Source organism: Streptomyces sp. NPDC041970, from assembly GCF_055588985.1.
This window is the reverse complement of the sequence record NZ_JBVJCD010000055.1, coordinates 1-16,164: the sequence shown is the minus strand read 5'-3', so window position 1 is coordinate 16,164 and position 16,164 is coordinate 1. Positions and strand designations below refer to the sequence as shown.

Annotated in this window: 13 protein-coding genes; 8 read left to right on the top strand and 5 right to left on the bottom strand. The window is 75.0% G+C overall.

Annotated features, from left to right (window positions below):
- Nucleotide 1: 1 nt before the first annotated feature.
- Nucleotides 2-829, bottom strand: coding sequence for an endonuclease I family protein (locus ACZ6EJ_RS22600; protein WP_469269524.1), 828 nt, complete (start codon nucleotides 827-829; stop codon nucleotides 2-4).
- Between the two features lie 220 nt (nucleotides 830-1,049).
- Nucleotides 1,050-1,601 (bottom strand): GH25 family lysozyme, encoded by a 552-nt coding sequence (locus ACZ6EJ_RS22595; RefSeq protein WP_469269522.1) that lies wholly within the window; start codon nucleotides 1,599-1,601, stop codon nucleotides 1,050-1,052.
- A 159-nt stretch (nucleotides 1,602-1,760) separates the two neighbouring features.
- On the opposite strand from ACZ6EJ_RS22595, the gene ACZ6EJ_RS22590 reads away from it, so the two are divergent.
- Both ACZ6EJ_RS22590 and ACZ6EJ_RS22585 read left to right on the top strand, forming a co-directional pair.
- Nucleotides 1,761-1,973 (top strand): hypothetical protein, encoded by a 213-nt coding sequence (locus ACZ6EJ_RS22590; protein WP_469269521.1) that lies wholly within the window; start codon nucleotides 1,761-1,763, stop codon nucleotides 1,971-1,973.
- 103 nt (nucleotides 1,974-2,076) lie between these two features.
- Complete coding sequence (locus tag ACZ6EJ_RS22585) at nucleotides 2,077-3,231, top strand: methyltransferase (protein ID WP_469269520.1); 1,155 nt, start codon at nucleotides 2,077-2,079, stop codon at nucleotides 3,229-3,231.
- Between the two features lie 13 nt (nucleotides 3,232-3,244).
- Here ACZ6EJ_RS22585 and ACZ6EJ_RS22580 read toward each other — a convergent pair whose 3' ends face one another.
- A complete protein-coding gene (locus tag ACZ6EJ_RS22580) occupies nucleotides 3,245-3,664 on the bottom strand; it encodes an arsenate reductase ArsC (protein WP_469269519.1) in 420 nt (139 codons plus the stop codon).
- Nucleotides 3,665-3,801: 137 nt separating this feature from the next.
- Here ACZ6EJ_RS22580 and ACZ6EJ_RS22575 point away from each other — a divergent pair, with 137 nt between their 5' ends.
- The 3 genes from ACZ6EJ_RS22575 to ACZ6EJ_RS22565 all read left to right on the top strand — a co-directional run bounded on the left by ACZ6EJ_RS22575 (nucleotide 3,802) and on the right by ACZ6EJ_RS22565 (nucleotide 7,774).
- The gene (locus ACZ6EJ_RS22575) at nucleotides 3,802-4,110 is read left to right on the top strand and encodes an ArsR/SmtB family transcription factor (protein ID WP_469269518.1); all 309 of its coding nucleotides are present in this window, start codon (nucleotides 3,802-3,804) and stop codon (nucleotides 4,108-4,110) included.
- Entirely contained in the window at nucleotides 4,107-5,219 is a 1,113-nt protein-coding gene (gene arsB / locus ACZ6EJ_RS22570) for an ACR3 family arsenite efflux transporter (RefSeq protein WP_469269516.1), read from the top strand. The genes ACZ6EJ_RS22575 and arsB overlap by 4 nt, the downstream gene beginning before the upstream one ends.
- Nucleotides 5,220-5,698: 479 nt before the next feature.
- Nucleotides 5,699-7,774, top strand: coding sequence for a serine/threonine-protein kinase (locus ACZ6EJ_RS22565; protein ID WP_469269515.1), 2,076 nt, complete (start codon nucleotides 5,699-5,701; stop codon nucleotides 7,772-7,774).
- Between the two features lie 115 nt (nucleotides 7,775-7,889).
- Here the strand turns inward: ACZ6EJ_RS22565 and ACZ6EJ_RS22560 are convergent, their stop codons facing one another.
- Nucleotides 7,890-9,815 carry a serine hydrolase domain-containing protein gene (locus ACZ6EJ_RS22560; RefSeq protein ID WP_469269514.1) on the bottom strand — a complete coding sequence of 642 codons (1,926 nt, stop codon included), beginning with the start codon at nucleotides 9,813-9,815 and terminating at the stop codon, nucleotides 7,890-7,892.
- Between the two features lie 250 nt (nucleotides 9,816-10,065).
- On the opposite strand from ACZ6EJ_RS22560, the gene ACZ6EJ_RS22555 reads away from it, so the two are divergent.
- Nucleotides 10,066-11,565, top strand: a complete 1,500-nt coding sequence (locus ACZ6EJ_RS22555) for a fatty acyl-CoA synthetase (RefSeq protein ID WP_469269513.1) — start codon at nucleotides 10,066-10,068, stop codon at nucleotides 11,563-11,565.
- A 21-nt stretch (nucleotides 11,566-11,586) separates the two neighbouring features.
- Here the strand turns inward: ACZ6EJ_RS22555 and paaK are convergent, their stop codons facing one another.
- Nucleotides 11,587-12,882, bottom strand: coding sequence for a phenylacetate--CoA ligase PaaK (gene paaK, locus ACZ6EJ_RS22550; protein ID WP_469269511.1), 1,296 nt, complete (start codon nucleotides 12,880-12,882; stop codon nucleotides 11,587-11,589).
- Nucleotides 12,883-13,129: 247 nt separating this feature from the next.
- Here paaK and ACZ6EJ_RS22545 point away from each other — a divergent pair, with 247 nt between their 5' ends.
- Both ACZ6EJ_RS22545 and ACZ6EJ_RS22540 read left to right on the top strand, forming a co-directional pair.
- Nucleotides 13,130-15,358 (top strand): eCIS core domain-containing protein, encoded by a 2,229-nt coding sequence (locus ACZ6EJ_RS22545; protein ID WP_469269510.1) that lies wholly within the window; start codon nucleotides 13,130-13,132, stop codon nucleotides 15,356-15,358.
- Between the two features lie 140 nt (nucleotides 15,359-15,498).
- Nucleotides 15,499-15,999 carry a hypothetical protein gene (locus ACZ6EJ_RS22540; protein ID WP_469269508.1) on the top strand — a complete coding sequence of 167 codons (501 nt, stop codon included), beginning with the start codon at nucleotides 15,499-15,501 and terminating at the stop codon, nucleotides 15,997-15,999.
- Nucleotides 16,000-16,164: the final 165 nt, after the last annotated feature.

Genomic DNA, 16,164 nt, shown 5'->3' with positions numbered 1-16,164 from the left:
CCTACCAGATGGCCTCGACCCACTCCGGGTGGTCGATGAACGGGTTCCGGTTGTGCTGGAAGCGCTCGAATATGACGTCGTTGCGGCGCTTCTCGAACGTGTCCGGCGGGTCCTCCTGGCTCCACTGCTTCAGCACGGAGAGCTTGCCCATCCTCGGCGCGGACCCGTTGCCCACCCGGTCGTTGGGTTCGAGGTCGGCGAAGGAGTCGTTCCCCTCGTAGCGCACCGCCATGTAGAGGATCATGCGGGCGACGTCGCCCTTGACCGCGTCGCGGGGTTCGAAGGAGTCGTTGTCGGTGTAGTTGCCGGGGGCCTGTCCCAGCTCGCCGCCGCCGTTGTCGAAGTCCTTGTTGCCGCGGATGGAGTTGACGGTGACGTTCGTCGGCCGCAGGTGGTGGACGTCGGTGCCCGGACCCGTCGCGGTGCCGAAGTCGCCGTGGGACTTGGCCCAGACGTGCTCCCGGTTCCACTGGTCGGCGTCGCCGCCGTTGTCGTTCTTGGACTGGGAGCGCCCGGAGTACAGGAGGACGACGTTGGAGGGGTTGGCGGGGTCCTCGTCGGTGGCCTTGAGGGCGTCCCACACCCGGCTGTAGGAGAGCTTGGTCTGGGCGCTGATGATCGTGTGCAGGGCGGACTTCAGCTCGGGTCCGGACTTGCCGAGGGCGGTGCGGTAGTACGTGTCGTCGAGGGCGGAGGCGGAGGCGGAGGCGGAGACGCGGGAGCCGGGCGATCCGTCGACCGGGACGGCGGACGCGGTCCCGGTCAGCAGGGCGACGGAGGCCGCGGCGGCCAGCAGTGGACGCGCGTAGAACGAGGAGCGACGGGACATGGGGGTGTCCTCTCCGGTACGCGGACGCCGGGGCCGGGCCCCTGGGCGCGGGGACGCGGCGGCGCCGGTGCGGTGGGTGGTCAGCGGGAGCCTGCCACACGCACCGTGGACCGGGCGTGAACAGCGCGTACCTATCATGTGCAGGTCAAGTATGGGTCGGTAGGGGCCCGCGGGAGGCGGCCGGTCGGGGGAGGGGCGGCGGGCGGGGAGCGCCCCGGCGCTATCCGGCGGCCCAGTCGCGCAGCGCCCGCGCCGAGGGGAAGTCCGCGACGTTCCGGTCGAGGGGGTCGTCGGTGTACTGGTGGATGCGCCAGGGCGCGTCGACGCGCGGCTCGCCCGCGTCGACGTAGTCGGCGATCCACAGCCCGTCGCCCGCGTGGCCGGTGGTGTCGTGGGTGCGCCAGAAGGCGCGGTTGCAGTAGAGCAGGACCCGGTGGCCGGGCCGCCGCCGTTTCACCTCGCGGAGGAAGCGGTCCTTCTCCGCGTCGTCCGCCCGCGTCCCTCCGCCGGTCCCCTCCCAGTCGACGGCGAGGAGGTCGCCCGCCTCGACCGGGGCCCGGTCCAGGAAGTACGCGACCTGGTCCACCACGTCGCCCGGCCACAGGAAGTGGTAGAAGCCGACGACGCACTCGGCGTCCCGTGCCCGTTTCACCTGCGCGGAGAGGTGCGGGTTCACATAGGTGCGGCCTTCGGTGGCCTTGACGAAGACGAAGTCGAGGCCGTCGGTGGTGTAGGAGGGCTGGTAGGCGCTGACGTCGACGCCGTGGAGCATGGGCACCGCCTTGGAGGGGGAAGCGCTGACGTACCGTTTCTGCCCACCGGGGACGCCCCTCATGGACGGATTCACTCGGCCGAGTGGTCCCCGCCCCCGGCCCTCGGATGCGGCCGGCCCCCCGCGGCGCGAGAATTGCCGGAAGGACGAGGAGGCGGCATGAGCGAAGAGCCCGACATCGTATCCGCAGCCGTGGCCGAGCCGCCGGGCGTCACGCCCGACCGGCTCCTGCACACCGGCGCGAGCGACCGGCCGAGCGCCGAGGACCTGGTCCTGGCCTCGGGGCGGGACCTGACCCCGCAGACCCTGGAGTGGGCGCGGCGCAAGCTGGCCGAGGAGGGGCGGGCGGCCATCGACAAACGGCTCCCCTGACAAAGTGCGCGGAGGCGGTGCGGCGGACGGCCGCGCCGCCCGGCGGCCGGGGCCGGGGAGCGCGTGGAGCGCCTGCGGCCCCCTCGGCTAGCCTGAGTGCCATATGAACCGTCTGACGACCTCCCAGGGCACGTTCGAACTCGCCCGCTTCCCCGAGCACCCGCGCGACCCCTTCCGGGCGTGGGACGCTGCCGACGAATACCTGCTCCGGCAGCTGACGGACCCCGAGAGCGGCGCCGTCGACCTCTCGGGCACGGTCGCCATCGTGGGGGACCGGTGGGGAGCGCTGGCCACCGCGCTGGCCGCGCACCGGCCCGTCCAGATCAGCGACTCCTACCTGGCCCGCCGCGCCACCCTCGCCAACCTCGCGCGCAACGGCCTCGACCCGGACGCGGTGCGGCTGCTCTCGTCGCGCGACACCCCGCCGGACCGGATCGACGTCCTGCTGATCCGGGTGCCCAAGTCCCTGGCGTTCCTGGAGGACCAGCTCCACCGGCTGGCGCCCGCCGTCCACGCCGGCACGGTGGTCATCGGCACCGGCATGGTCAAGGAGATCCACACCTCCACGCTCAAGCTCTTCGAGCGGATCATCGGCCCCACCCGCACCTCCCTCGCGGTGCGCAAGGCGCGGCTGGTCTTCTGCACCCCGGACCCCGGGCTGCCGCGCACGCCGAGCCCGTGGCCGTACCGCTACACCCTGCCCGGCGACGTGGGCCCCGTATCCGGCCGGACCGCCGTCAACCACGCCGGGATCTTCTGCGCCGAGCGCCTCGACGTCGGCACCCGCTTCTTCCTGGAGCACCTGCCCACCCGCGGCGGCCCCGTGCGCGTCGTCGACCTGGGCTGCGGCAACGGCGTCCTCGGCCTCTCGGCGGCCCTCGCCAACCCCGAGGCCCGCGTCACCTTCGTCGACGAGTCCTACGGAGCCGTCGCCTCGGCCGAGGAGACCTTCCGCGCGGGCGCCCCGCGGGACGCGAAGGCCGACTTCCTCGTCGGCGACGGCCTGGGCGGCCTCGCCCCCGGCAGCGTGGACCTGGTCCTCAACAACCCGCCGTTCCACTCGCACCTGGCCACCACCGACGCGACCGCCCGCACGATGTTCGCCGGGGCGCGCACCGCCCTGCGGCAGGGCGGCGAGCTGTGGGTCGTGGGGAACCGGCACCTCTCCTACCACGTCCACCTGCGCCGGATCTTCGGCAACTGCACCACGGTCGCGGGCAACGCCAAGTTCGTGGTCCTGCGCGCCGTCAAGCGCTGACGGCGCGGCGGCCTCACGCCCCCCGGCGCGCGTCGATCTCGGCGATCAGGGCCTCGACACGGCTCCGGATCTCGTCGCGGATCGGGCGGACGGCCTCCACGCCCCGCCCGGCCGGATCGTCCAGGGCCCAGTCCAGGTAGGTCCGGCCGGGGAAGACCGGGCAGGCGTCGCCGCACCCCATGGTGATCACGTAGTCCGAGGCCCGGACGGCGTCGGGCGTCAGCGCCTTCGGCGTCCGGCCGGAGATGTCGACGCCGGCCTCCCGCATCGCCTGGACCGCTGCCGGGTTGACCCGGTCGCCGGGCAGGGAGCCGGCGGAGCGGACCTCGACGCGGTCGCCCGCGAGGTGGTCCAGGAAGCCGGCGGCCATCTGGGAGCGGCCCGCGTTGTGCACGCAGACGAAGAGCACGGAGGCGAGCGGGGCGGTGGTCATCGGTTCTTCCTTCGGCGAGGCGGCGAGGCGGCGAGGCGGCGGCGGGGCGGGAGGCGGCGGCGGGGCGGGAGGCGCGACCGCTCCCCGAAGTCAGCCCTGAGCGATGTCAGCCTGGGATGATGTGACAGTATCAGTCCATGATGACGTCAGTCGACGCTGAACTGATCCGGGTGCTGGCCGACCCCCTGCGGCTCCGGATCGTGACCCTGCTCGCCCGCGAGACCCTCTGCACCACCCATCTCGTCGAGGAGACCGGGGCCAGGCAGACCAACCTCTCCAACCACCTGCGGGTGCTGCGCGAGGCGGGGGTCGTGGAGACCGAGCCCTGCGGCCGCTTCACCTACTACCGGCTCAAGCCCGAGGTCGTCGGGCAGCTCGCCGACGGGTTCGCCGCACTCGCCGCGTCCGCCCGCACCGCCGCCGGGAACCGGAGGGCCTGCCCGTGACCCCCACCGCTCCCGCCGCGCCCGCCGAGGACCGGGCGGTCGTCGGCAGGCTCTCCACCCTCGACCGCTTCCTCGCGGTCTGGATCGTGCTCGCCATGGGCCTCGGCCTCGGGCTCGGCCGACTGGTCCCCGGCCTGGACGACGCGCTCGCGAAGGTGGAGATCGGCGGCATCTCGCTCCCGATCGCCGTCGGCCTGCTGGTCATGATGTACCCGGTGCTCGCCAAGGTCCGCTACGACCGGCTCGACGCGGTCACCGGCGACCGCCGGCTGATGGTCTCCTCGCTGGTGGTCAACTGGATCGTCGGCCCCGCCGTGATGTTCGCGCTCGCCTGGATCTTCCTGCCCGACCTGCCCGAGTACCGCACCGGCCTGATCATCGTCGGCCTCGCCCGCTGCATCGCCATGGTGGTCATCTGGAACGACCTCGCCTGCGGCGACCGCGAGGCCGCCGCCGTCCTCGTCGCGCTCAACTCGGTCTTCCAGGTCATCGCCTTCGGCCTGCTCGGCTGGTTCTACCTGGACGTCCTGCCCGGACTGCTCGGCCTGGGCGAGGGCGAGGGACTGGACGTCTCCATGGTGGAGATCGCGCTCAACGTCGCCGTCTTCCTGGGCGTCCCGCTCCTGGCCGGCTTCCTCACACGCCGCTTCGGGGAGAAGAGGATGGGCCGCGAGGCCTACGAGCGGGGCTTCCTGCCGAAGATCGGCCCGTGGGCCCTGTACGGCCTGCTCTTCACCATCGTCGTCCTCTTCGGCCTCCAGGGGGAGACGATCACCTCGCAGCCGCTGGACGTGGTCCGGATCGCGCTCCCGCTGCTCGTCTACTTCACCGTCATCTGGTTCGGGACCTTCGCCCTCGGCAGGGCGATCGGGCTGACCTACGAGCGGACGGCGACGCTCGCCTTCACCGCCGCCGGCAACAACTTCGAACTCGCCATCGCGGTCGCCATCGCCACCTTCGGCGTCACCTCCGGCCAGGCGCTCTCCGGAGTCGTCGGCCCGCTCATCGAGGTTCCCGTCCTGGTCGCCCTCGTCCACGTCTCGCTGCTGTGGCGCGGGAAGTTCACGACGGCCGCCGACGCGGCCGCCCGGAGGAAGCCTTCGCCCTGACCGGCTCCCGCCCGGACTCCACCCCGGCCGGGGCCCCGCGGCGGCCCCGGCCCCTCGACCCGGACCGCGTCCCCGCCACGACCGCCTCCTCCGAACGGGTACGACCCCGACCGGCCACCGGGCCGGAAACCGCCGGCACCCTTCGCGACGCCCGGCGCGCCCCCGCCGCGACGCCCGGCGCGCCCCCGCCGCGGCGCCCGGTGGCCGTGCTCGCCCACCCGCCACCGCCGCCGTGCGCCCGAGCCCGGTACGGCGGACCCGTCCCGCCGTACCGGCGGCCGCGGGTCGCCGAAGCCCTCCCGCGCGCGGTCCCTGCCCGGCCGCGCGGGGCGGCCGCCGCCCGGTCGCGTCCGCGGGGCGGTGGCGCGCCGGGCCCCGGCCGCCGCCCGGTCGCGTACGGACACCCCGGCCGGGCAGCCATACTGGAGGGCCGGGGAGAGCGCGACGGCCGCGGTGGAGCGACGGGGGCGGAAGGGCAGATGGCGGAGACCAGGCTGATCCAGAACCGCTATCGGCTGCTCGAGATGATCGGCCGCGGCGGCATGGGCGAGGTGTGGCGGGCGCGGGACGAGTCGCTCGGCCGCCAGGTCGCCGTCAAGTGCCTCAAGCCGCTCGGCCCCGAGCACGACCAGGCGTTCACCCGCCTCGTGCGGGAGCGCTTCCGCCGCGAGGCCCGCGTGGCCGCCTCCCTCCAGCACCGGGGCATCACCGTCGTGCACGACTTCGGCGAGCACGACGGCGTCCTCTACCTCGTCATGGAGCTGCTGGACGGGCACAACCTGAGCCAGCTCATGGGGGAGGAGCAGCAGCGACCGCTGCCCGTCGAGCACGTCGTCGACATCGCGGAGCAGGTGGCCGACGCCCTCGGCCACACCCACGGGCAGGGCATCGTCCACCGCGATCTGAAGCCCGCCAACATCATGCGCCTGCGCGACGGCACGGTGAAGATCTGCGACTTCGGCATAGCGCGCCTCGGCCACGACATCGGCGCGCCCTCCCGCCTCACCACGACCGGCATCGCGATGGGGACCCCGCACTACATGTCGCCCGAGCAGATCAGCGGCAAGGAGGTCGACCACCGCAGCGACCTCTACTCGCTGGGCTGCGTGCTGTACGAGATCGCCACCGGGGTGCCGCCGTTCGACCAGGAGGACACCTGGGCCGTGCTCGTCGGGCACCGCGACACCGCGCCCGAACCCCCGCGCACGCACCGCGCCGAGCTGCCCGGCTTCCTCGACCGCGTCGTCCTGGACCTGCTGGCCAAGGCCCCCGACGAACGGCCCGCCGACGCGGGCGACCTGCGCCGCCGCATCGCTCTCGGCCGTGCGGGGGAGCGACCCGCCCGCGGGCCGGGACCGCTCCTCCCCGCCCCCTCCGGGCGGCCGCCGGTCCCGCACGAGCCCGCCCTGCCCCCGTGGACCCGCTCCATGACCGCGGGCCACCGGGCGACCGGCGGCCCGAACCGGGGCGCCGAACGGCTCGACGGGGCCGCCGGGCTGACGGGGCAGTGGACCACCGCCGCCCCCGAACCCCTCGGCGCGCTCACCGCCCCCGGCCACTCCGGCAGCCTCGCCGGCCGGTACGGCGTCGGCGTCGTCTCCGGCGACGAGGCGCTGCGCGCGTGCGTCCGGGCCGCCGAGGACCGCGAACGGGCCCTGGGCGCCGACCATCCGCGGACGCTGGCCGCCCGCCAGGAGACCGCCCGCGCCCTCGGGCGGCTCGGCCGGCACGCCGAGGCCCACCAGGTGTACGAGGCGGTCCTCGCCGCCCGTGAACGCGCCCTGGGGCCCGACCATCCCGACACCCTGCGCTCCCGCCACGACCTGGCGCTGGGCCTCAGCCGCCTCGGACGGCCCGAGGAGTCCTGGCAGGCGGCCCGCGAGGCCGCCGACGGCCGCGCCCGACTGCTCGGCCCCCTGCACCCCGAGACCCTCGCGGCCCGCTGCCAGGTGGCGCACACCCTCGGCCGCTCGGGGCGCTGGGCCGAGGCGCTGGAGACCTACCAGGAGGTGGCGCGCGCCCGCGCCACGGTCCTGGGCGCCGACCACCCCGACACCCTCGCCGCCCGCTACGAGGCGGGCGTCAGCCTCGGCCGGCTCGGCCGCGACGCGGAGGCACTGGAGCTGTACCGCTCCCTGGTGGCCGACCGCGCGCGGGCCGGCGGCGCGGCCGACCCGGAGACCCTGCGCGCCCGCCACGGCCTCGGCGTCAACCTGGGGCGGGCGGGTCGCTGGGAGGAGGCGCTGGCGGAGGCGCGCGACGTCTGCGCGATCCGGGAGCGCACCCTGGGACCGGACCACCCGGACACCGTGATCAGCCGCCGCGAGATCGCCGTCGCGCTCGGCTGGCTCGGCCGGTGGAGCGACGCCCTGGTCGCCTACCGGCAGGTCGCCGACGCGCGCAGCCGGGTGCTGGGCCCCGCCCACCCCCAGACCCTGGCCGCCCGCGACGACGAGGCGCACTGCCTGGAGCGGCTCGGCCGGGACGCGGAGGCCCTGGAACTGCACCGCGCCCTGGCCGCCCGCCGCACGCCCCGCACGGGCCCGCCGAGCTGAACGCCGTCCTCGGGGAACCGCTGGGGGCGGCCGCCGGGGAGTGCCGAGCCGACGGCCTGGTGCGCGGCGTCGTCCTCACCGGCGCGCCGCCCGCCGCCCCGCGCGCCGGGGCGGCTCAGTCGGCCGACCGCGTCCAGCCCGCCGCCTCCAACCGCCGGGCGTCCCGCGGCCGGTCCGCGTCGAAGACCGTGCGGCCTCCGTCGCGGACCCGCAGGCCGTCCACATAGGCGCCGCGCCCCACGTACCGCTGGTCGGTCGCGTAACGCCACCGCAGGCGCACGCTCCGGCCGCGCCAGGCCGACAGGTCCGCCTCCAGCCGGTGCCACACCCGCCCCGACCACCCGGAGACCGCGCCCGCCGGGCGGGGCGTGGGGGCCGGCCCGCCGGGGCCGGCGGGCACGGTGGTGAAGGGCGCCGGCAGCCAGTCCCGCTCCGCCGCCGACGCGTCCGACGCCTCCAGGAAGAGGCGGTCGGCGCCCGGCTCGGTGTCCCACCACAGGGCGCACTCCAACCAGGCCCGCGCGGAGTCCAGACGCAGGGCGGGCAGGGTGAGGGTGGCGGTGGACGCGCTCGCCATCCCGGAGAACCAGGCCGCGCGCCCCCGCTCGGACCGCACCGGCACGGCCCGTGCGAGCTGGTCCGCCGCCGCCACCCGAGGCGCGCTGCCCGAGCGCCAACTCCGTACCGGATGCACGGAGTTGCCCAGAACGACGAGGAAGGTGTCGGTCGACGGGTCCAGGACCAGGCTGGTGCCGGTGAAACCCGTGTGGCCCGCGCTGCGCGGGGTGGCCATGGCGCCCATGTACCAGTGTTGGTACAGCTCGAAGCCCAGGCCGTGCTCGTCGCCGGGGAAGGCGTTGTTGAAGTCGGTGAACAGCAGCTCGACCGACTCCTGCGACAGAACGCGGGAGCGGCCGTAGACCCCGCCGTTGAGCAGGGTCCGGGCCAGCACCGCGAGGTCCCAGGCGCAGGAGAAGACCCCGGCGTGGCCCGCCACCCCGTCCAGGCCGTAGGCGTTCTCGTCGTGCACCTCGCCCCAGACCAACCCGCGCTCCAGCCCCGACCAGGGCGGCCGGGCGTCCTCGGTCGCCGCGATCTTCGGCTTCCAGGAGGCGGGCGGGTTGTAGCGGGTGCGGTGCATCCCGAGCGGGGCGGTGATCTCCTCGCGCAGCAGGGCGTCCAGCGGGCGGCCGGTGATCTCCTCCAGGACCAGTTGCAGCGAGATCAGGTTGAGGTCGGAGTAGAGGTAGGCGCTGCCGGGGGCGGCGGCCGGGACCTCCCTCCAGAGCATCCGCAGCTTCCCCTCCCGGCTCGGCTCCTGGTAGAGCGGAATCCACGACCGGAACCCCGAGGTGTGCGTGAGCAGGTGGCGGACCGTGATGTCCTGCTTGCCGCCGCCCGCGAAGTCCGGGAGGTACGAGGCCACCGCCGCCTCCAGCGCCAGCGCGCCCCGCTCGATCTGCTGGACGGCCAGGAGCGAGGTGAACAGCTTGGAGACGGAGGCCAGGTCGAAGACGGTGTCCTCGGCCATGGCGATCTGCTGCTCCGCCGGGAACTCCACCCCGCTGTCCGTCGCCTCGTCGTACGCGCGGTAGCGCACCGCCTTGCCGATCGCGCGGTGCAGGGCCACCGTGCCGCCCCGCCCGGCGAGCAGCACCGCGCCCGCGTACCACGGGTGCGCGGGGGAGTCGGCCAGATACGCCTCGGCGACCTGCACGAGCCGGTCCAGCGGCTCCTGGAGCAGCCCGGCGCGCGCGGCGGTGCCGCGCCGCAGCGTGGGCCGGCGCCCCGCTGCTCCCATGTCCGCTCCCGTGTCCGCCGGCCCGTCCGGCCGCGGGCCCGCGCCCGGACCGCCCCGCACGGCCGCCCCGGCCGACGCGGCCGGGGCCAGGGCGAGGACGCCGCCCAGCGCCAGTATCCCGCCGCCGAGCCTCCGCCGGCCGATGCCGCTCCCGACCGCGCGCGCGTCCCGCGCCGGCTCCCCGCTCCCGGCGGGGCTCCCCGCCGGGGCCCCGCTCGCCCTCGGACCGTCCACGGTCATCCGCCACTCCTCCCCGCGCCGGACGACCGCCACCGGGCCGCGCCCGCGCGAAAGTAACTTCCGATGTCTCGCCGAGCAGTGAAAGTTCCTGCCGCCGCAGAGGCTACTGTCACCCCCGCCCTCTCGTACTCCTCCTGCCGCACAAAGAATCTGACGCCCTCTCAGCGATGTGCGCCCCGGCTCCGGCGTCCGCCGTCCGGCCGCCGCCCCGCCCCTTGACCCCCGGAGCCCGGCCGCGCAGGATCACGCCATGACAGGTGTACGCGGCAGCACGGTCGACGGCGTCCTCACCCGCAGCGCGCGGCGCACCCCCGAGCGGACGGCCGTGCGGTACGTGGACCGGGTCTGGACCTACCGCTCCCTGGACGCCGCCGTCTCCACGGCCGCCGCCGTGCTCACCGAGGCGCACGGCCTCGCCCCCGGCGACCGGGTTGCCGCCTACGCGCACAACTCCGACGCCTACCTGATCGCCTTCCTCGCCTGCGCGCGGGCCGGGCTCGTCCACGTGCCGGTCAACCAGAACCTCACCGGCGACGAGCTGGCCTACCTGCTGGACCAGTCCGGCTCCGCCCTCGTCCTGACCGACCCCGACCTCGCCCGGCGGCTCCCCGCCGGACGCCCGGTGCGCGCCCTGCGCGACGCGCCCGGCTCGCTGCTCGACGCCCTGGGGACGCCGAGGCCCTTCACCCCGCGGCGCCCGCCCCGCGCGGACGACCTGGCGCAGTTGCTGTACACCTCGGGCACGACCGCCCTGCCCAAGGGCGCGATGATGACGCACGGGGCCCTGGTCCACGCCTACGTCAGCGCGATCACCGCCCTGGGCCTGGACGCCGCCGACCGGCCCGTGCACTCCCTGCCGCTGTACCACTCGGCCCAGATGCACGTGTTCCTGCTGCCCTACCTCGCGGTCGGCGCGGAGAACGTCATCCTCGACGCCCCGGACGCGGGCCGCATCCTCGACCTGGTCGAGGCGGGCCTGGTCGACAGCCTGTTCGCCCCGCCCACCGTCTGGATCGGCCTCGCCGGCCGCCCCGACTTCGCCACCCGCGACCTCACCGGCCTGCGCAAGGCGTTCTACGGCGCCTCGGTCATGCCGGTGCCCGTCCTGGAGCGGCTGCGCGCACGCCTGCCCGGCCTGGCCTTCCACAACTGCTTCGGGCAGAGCGAGATCGGCCCCCTGGCCACCGTCCTGGGACCGGACGAGCACGAGGGCCGCATGGAGTCCTGCGGCCGCCCGGTCCTCTTCGTCGAGGCCCGCGTCGTCGACGAGGACGGCGAGGAGGTCCCCGACGGCACACCGGGCGAGATCGTCTACCGGTCACCGCAGTTGTGCTCCGGCTACTGGGACAAGCCCGAGGAGACGGCCGAGGCCTTCCGCGACGGCTGGTTCCACTCCGGCGACCTGGCGGTCCGGGACGCCGAGGGCTTCTTCACCGTCGTCGACCGCGTCAAGGACGTCATCAACTCCGGCGGCGTCCTCGTCGCCTCCCGCCAGGTCGAGGACGCCCTCCACACCCACCCCGCCGTCGCCGAGGCCGCCGTGATCGGGCTCCCGGACGACCGCTGGATCGAGGCGGTCACCGCGGTCGTCGTCCTGCGCGGCGCGGCCGACGAGGGCGAACTCATCGCCCACGCCCGCGCACGGCTCCCCGCCTTCAAGGCGCCCAAGCGCGTCGTGTTCGCCGACGCGCTCCCGCGCAACGCCAGCGGCAAGGTCCTCAAGCGCCGCCTGCGCGACGAACTGGGCTGAGCCGCACCGCCGCGCGCCCGGTCACCGCCCGTCGCGCCCCCGCAGGTCCACGACCCGCCGGATCTTGCCCGCCGAGCGCTCCAACGTCCGCGGGTCGGTGATCTCCACCGCGACCGACACCCCGATCCCCTCCTTGACGGCCGAGGCGACCGCCAGGGCCGCCCGCTCCCGTTCGGCCGCCGTCGCGTCCGCCCGCGCCTCCGCGCGGACCGTCAGCACGTCCAGGCGGCCCCGACGGGTCAGCCGCAGTTGGAAGTGCGGGGCGAGCGCCGGGGTGCGCAGCACGATCTCCTCGATCTGGGTGGGGAACAGGTTCACCCCCCGCAGGATCACCATGTCGTCGCTGCGCCCGGTCACCCTCTCCATGCGGCGGAAGGTCCGCGCCGTCCCCGGCAGCAGCCGCGTCAGGTCGCGGGTGCGGTAGCGGATCACCGGCATCGCCTCCTTGGTCAGGGAGGTGAGGACCAGCTCCCCCGCCTCGCCCTCCGGCAGCACCTCGCCGGTGGCCGGGTCCACGACCTCCGGGTAGAAGTGGTCCTCCCAGATGTGCGGCCCGTCCTTCGTCTCCACGCACTCCTGGGCGACGCCCGGGCCGATCACCTCGGAGAGCCCGTATATGTCGACCGCGTCGAGGGCGCACCGCTCCTCGATCTCCCGGCGCATCGCCTCGGTCCACGGCTCCGCGCCGAAGATCCCCACCGTGAGGGAGGTCGAGCGCGGGTCGACGCCCTGCCGCTCGAACTCGTCGAGCAGCGTCAGCATGTACGAGGGGGTGACCATGATGACCTCCGGCCGGAAGTCCTGGATCAACCGCACCTGCCGCGAGGTCATGCCGCCGGAGGCCGGGACGACCGTGCAGCCGAGCCGCTCCGCCCCGTAGTGCGCGCCGAGCCCGCCGGTGAACAGCCCGTACCCGTACGCCACGTGCACCATGTCGCCCGGCCGGCCGCCCGCCGCCCGGATCGAGCGGGCCATCACGTCCGCCCAGGTCTCCAGGTCCCGTTCGGTGTACCCGACGACGGTCGGCAGCCCGGTCGTGCCGCTGGAGGCGTGCAGGCGCCGCACCTCGCGCCGCGGCACCGCGAACATCCCGAACGGGTAGCCGGCCCGCAGGTCGTCCTTGACGGTGAACGGGAAGCGGGCGAGGTCGCCGAGCGTACGGCAGTCCTCCGGCCGCAGCCCGGCGCGGTCGAACGCCCGCCGGTAGAAGGGGACATGGGCGTAGACGCGGTGCAGCGTGGCCCGCAGCCGCTCGCGCTGCAACGCCTCCAGCGCGCTCCGGTCGAGCCGTTCCCCCGCGTCCAGCATGGCCGTCATCCCGTGCCTTCCTCTCCAGCGGCGGGCGACCGATCATTCGGTCGATCGTCCCCAGGGGAGCAGTAACGCAGGGACCGGGGGGCTCGGGCAAGAGCGGCGCACGGCCCGCCGCGGATCCGCCGGCGGCGCGGGGGCCGGTCCGGGCGGGCAGAGGGCGTGCCCCGCCTCTGCCCTCCGGGATCTTCCCCGCCGTCCGCGGCGCCCGCCATCATGGGACGGACTTCGTCGTCGGACCCCTCGGAGCGTCATGCGTGTTCAGCAGCCGGGCCGCGACCGTCCCGAACCGGTACGGCCCGCGCCGCGCACCGCGCCCGCGGCCTTCGGCCGCCCGGCCGCGGAGACCGGCCCGGCGTCAGCCCCGGCCGCGGTCCTCGCGCACCGCCTCGCCGCGCTCCAGCGCTCCGTCGGCAACCAGGCCGTGGCGGCGATGCTCGCCCGCCGCCACGACCACCGCGAGGACCCCGCCCCCGCCGGGGACCACGGCTGCCCGCGGCCGGTCCAGCGCGCCGGCGCGTCCGAGGAGGGCGCCCGCCCCACCGCGCACACCGTGCTCGGCTCGTCGGGCCGGGCGCTGGAGGCCCCGCTGCGCACCGAGATGGAAGCCCGCCTGGGGGCGGACTTCTCCGGTGTGCGGCTGCACACGGGCCCCGCGGCCCAGCGCTCGGCGAAGGAGCTGGGCGCCCGTGCGTACACCTCCGGGGAGAACGTCGTCATCGGATCCGGCGGCGGCGACAAGCACACGCTCGCCCACGAGCTGACGCACGTCATCCAGCAGCGGCAGGGCCCGGTCAGCGGGAGCGACCACGGCGGCGGGCTGCGGATCAGCGACCCGTCCGACCGCTTCGAACGGGCGGCCGAGGCGAACGCGGCACGGGTGATGGCCGCACCGCTCCCCTCGGGCGACCGGGAGGGGGTCGAGGCGGCCCCGTCCCGGAGCGGGGCGGGCTCGGCCGGGACGCCCGCCGTCCAGCGAGCCGTCGGGTTCGAGTTCGAGGCCCAGTGGAACGTCCGCAGGATGGAGGACGACTCCGAACAGGTGCGCGAGCAACGCTCCGCCCACCGGCAGCGCGTGATCGACGCGGGGATTCTGGAGATGTTCCTCTCCCCCTACTCGCCGTACCATCCGCGCCTGTCGGAGGAGGAGCGGACCCAGGTGGCCGGGGGCCGGCGGCAAACGCTGGTGGAGCAGTGGTTCGGCGCCGACGGACTGCTGACCCCGGCCGGCGAACAGCGCTTCACGGCGCTGGAGGTCACCGCCGGCGAGCGCGCGGCCCTGGTGGCGTCCCTGCTGGCGAACAACAAGGTCTCCGAGGAACCGCTGGCGGGGGAGAACCTGGGGAAGGGGCGCGTCGACGGGCTCGTCGTGGCGGGCTCCCGGTTCGACCTGACCGCCGACGCCAGCCCGACCGGCGGGTCCAACCTGGAGTGGATCACCGACCCGCTCACCTCCGCCGGGCAGGTCGCCGCGGTCATGGACGACGTCGTCGCCATGGCGCACTACCTCGACGCCCGCCGGGGCGAGCCGTACGTCCCCTCCGAGGACGTCACGGCCGGCGGGGGCCGCCCCGAGCCCCGGCTGCGGATCTACCCGGACGGCAACGCCCTGAGCTTCGCGCCCCAGGCCACCCTCGGGCTGCGGATGGAGCGGCTGCCGAAACTGGTCGACTACCTCGGCAACCGCAAGCCCATGAGCCTGCTGGAGCGCATACCCGTACTGGGGGCGGGGCGCGTCGAGGCGCGAGGCCAGGCGGCTGCCGACCTGTCGGCGGGCGGACTCGGCGCCCTCCCGGCGGCTCGGACCGGGGCGGCCACCGCGGTCGAGGCCCTGCGGCCGCGGCTGGGCTTCGAGCTGGCGAAGCGCGAGGCCGACGCGCTCACCGGCCTCGTCATGCACCTGGCCGCCTACCTGCTCCAGGGGCAGGGCCTCCAACCGGGCGCCAACGCCAAGTCGATCGCCGGCGCCCTGATGGCCCGCACGGACTTCGCCCACTCCTTCGCTCTGCTGCCGCAGGACGTGGCGGACCACTTCCGGGAGCGGCCTGCCGCGTTCGAGGCCCTCGTCCTGGACGCCGCGGGGCTGGGCGGAACCGGCGACGCACTGGTCTTCGGAGAGCAGGTCGAGCGGGGCATGGCCAACGACCGCACCCCGACCACCATCCCCCTGACCCGTTCCCAGTGGCTGGGGCGGCTGCCCGCCGGCGTCGACCTGCTGAAGAACTGGGACCACCTGACCGAGGCCGGACAGGAACAGGTCGACGAGCAGGGGGCGCGAGCCGTCCACAAGTCGCTCGGCGCCCTCGGAGACCAGCAGAACCTCGTCGGCCCGCGGGGCCGGGACGAAGCGGTCGTCGCCGAGCTGCGCCGGATGAAGGACGGTGTGGCCACCACGCAGCTCAAGTGGTTGGCCGTCGCCGTCTACAACCTCGTGGAGCAGCTCAACGCCGGCAAGTCGCCCCGCTACAGGAAAGAGGGATGAGCCGTGCGGCGCCCGGCGGGCGGCCCCCGCGCCGCGACGCTCGCACGATCTCGGCCTCGTGTGGCCGAGACGCCGCGGCGCCCCCCTCCGGGGCGCGGGCCCGGCTCCGCGACGTGAGCCGGGCCACGTACCATGGCGGCATGTCCTTCCTCCGCCGCCGCAGCGCCGCCACACCCGCGGGCCCGGACTTCGACGTCCTGGCCATGGATCCGGGGGACTGGCCCGGCAACCTCGGCGCCGGTCTGCTCCCCGCGCCCGACGGTAGCTGCCAGGGCGTCTTCCTCCGCTACGACCTGTACGGAGGTCGCGGCCCGGCCATGGTCATCGGCAACCTCCCGGCCGGCTCGCCCGCGCGCGAGACCGAGGAGGGCCAGGTCCCGTTCGAGGTGGCGCAACTGCTGCTCGCCCTGGAGAACGACGAGCCGGTCGAGGTCGTCAGCAGCGAGGACGTCCCCGTGATGCAGGGCGACAACCTGTTGATCGTCCGCCGGGTGAAGCTCTCGGAGAGCCGCATCTCCTGCGTCCAGTTCGACCGCAGCGACGGGGTGCTGGTCACCATCGCCAGTTGGGACCGGCCCATCACCGACGACCTGTACACGCTCCTCAAGCCGCTTCCGGCGGAGCTCTTCCAGCAAGGCTGAAAACAGCCCTCCCGGCGAGGCTGAAACGTCTCTGCACGAGGCGACGGGACAGGTCGGGACCGGCGCGCCGGGGGGGGGGGGGGGGGGGGGGGGGGGGGGGGGGGGGGGGGGGAGGGGGGGGGGGCTATGCAGTAGGCCCACCCCACGGAGGCGGTCGACTCCCCC

Bases quoted from the DNA above. Each gene is read 5' to 3' on its own strand.
- ACZ6EJ_RS22600 (WP_469269524.1), bottom strand. From the start codon at position 829: ATGTCCCGTCGCTCCTCGTTCTACGCGCGTCCACTGCTGGCCGCCGCG.
- ACZ6EJ_RS22595 (WP_469269522.1), bottom strand. From the start codon at position 1,601: ATGCTCCACGGCGTCGACGTCAGCGCCTACCAGCCCTCCTACACCACC.
- ACZ6EJ_RS22590 (WP_469269521.1), top strand. From the start codon at position 1,761: ATGAGCGAAGAGCCCGACATCGTATCCGCAGCCGTGGCCGAGCCGCCG.
- ACZ6EJ_RS22585 (WP_469269520.1), top strand. From the start codon at position 2,077: ATGAACCGTCTGACGACCTCCCAGGGCACGTTCGAACTCGCCCGCTTC.
- ACZ6EJ_RS22580 (WP_469269519.1), bottom strand. From the start codon at position 3,664: ATGACCACCGCCCCGCTCGCCTCCGTGCTCTTCGTCTGCGTGCACAAC.
- ACZ6EJ_RS22575 (WP_469269518.1), top strand. From the start codon at position 3,802: ATGATGACGTCAGTCGACGCTGAACTGATCCGGGTGCTGGCCGACCCC.
- ACZ6EJ_RS22565 (WP_469269515.1), top strand. From the start codon at position 5,699: ATGGCGGAGACCAGGCTGATCCAGAACCGCTATCGGCTGCTCGAGATG.
- ACZ6EJ_RS22560 (WP_469269514.1), bottom strand. From the start codon at position 9,815: ATGACCGTGGACGGTCCGAGGGCGAGCGGGGCCCCGGCGGGGAGCCCC.
- ACZ6EJ_RS22555 (WP_469269513.1), top strand. From the start codon at position 10,066: ATGACAGGTGTACGCGGCAGCACGGTCGACGGCGTCCTCACCCGCAGC.
- paaK (WP_469269511.1), bottom strand. From the start codon at position 12,882: ATGACGGCCATGCTGGACGCGGGGGAACGGCTCGACCGGAGCGCGCTG.
- ACZ6EJ_RS22545 (WP_469269510.1), top strand. From the start codon at position 13,130: ATGCGTGTTCAGCAGCCGGGCCGCGACCGTCCCGAACCGGTACGGCCC.
- ACZ6EJ_RS22540 (WP_469269508.1), top strand. From the start codon at position 15,499: ATGTCCTTCCTCCGCCGCCGCAGCGCCGCCACACCCGCGGGCCCGGAC.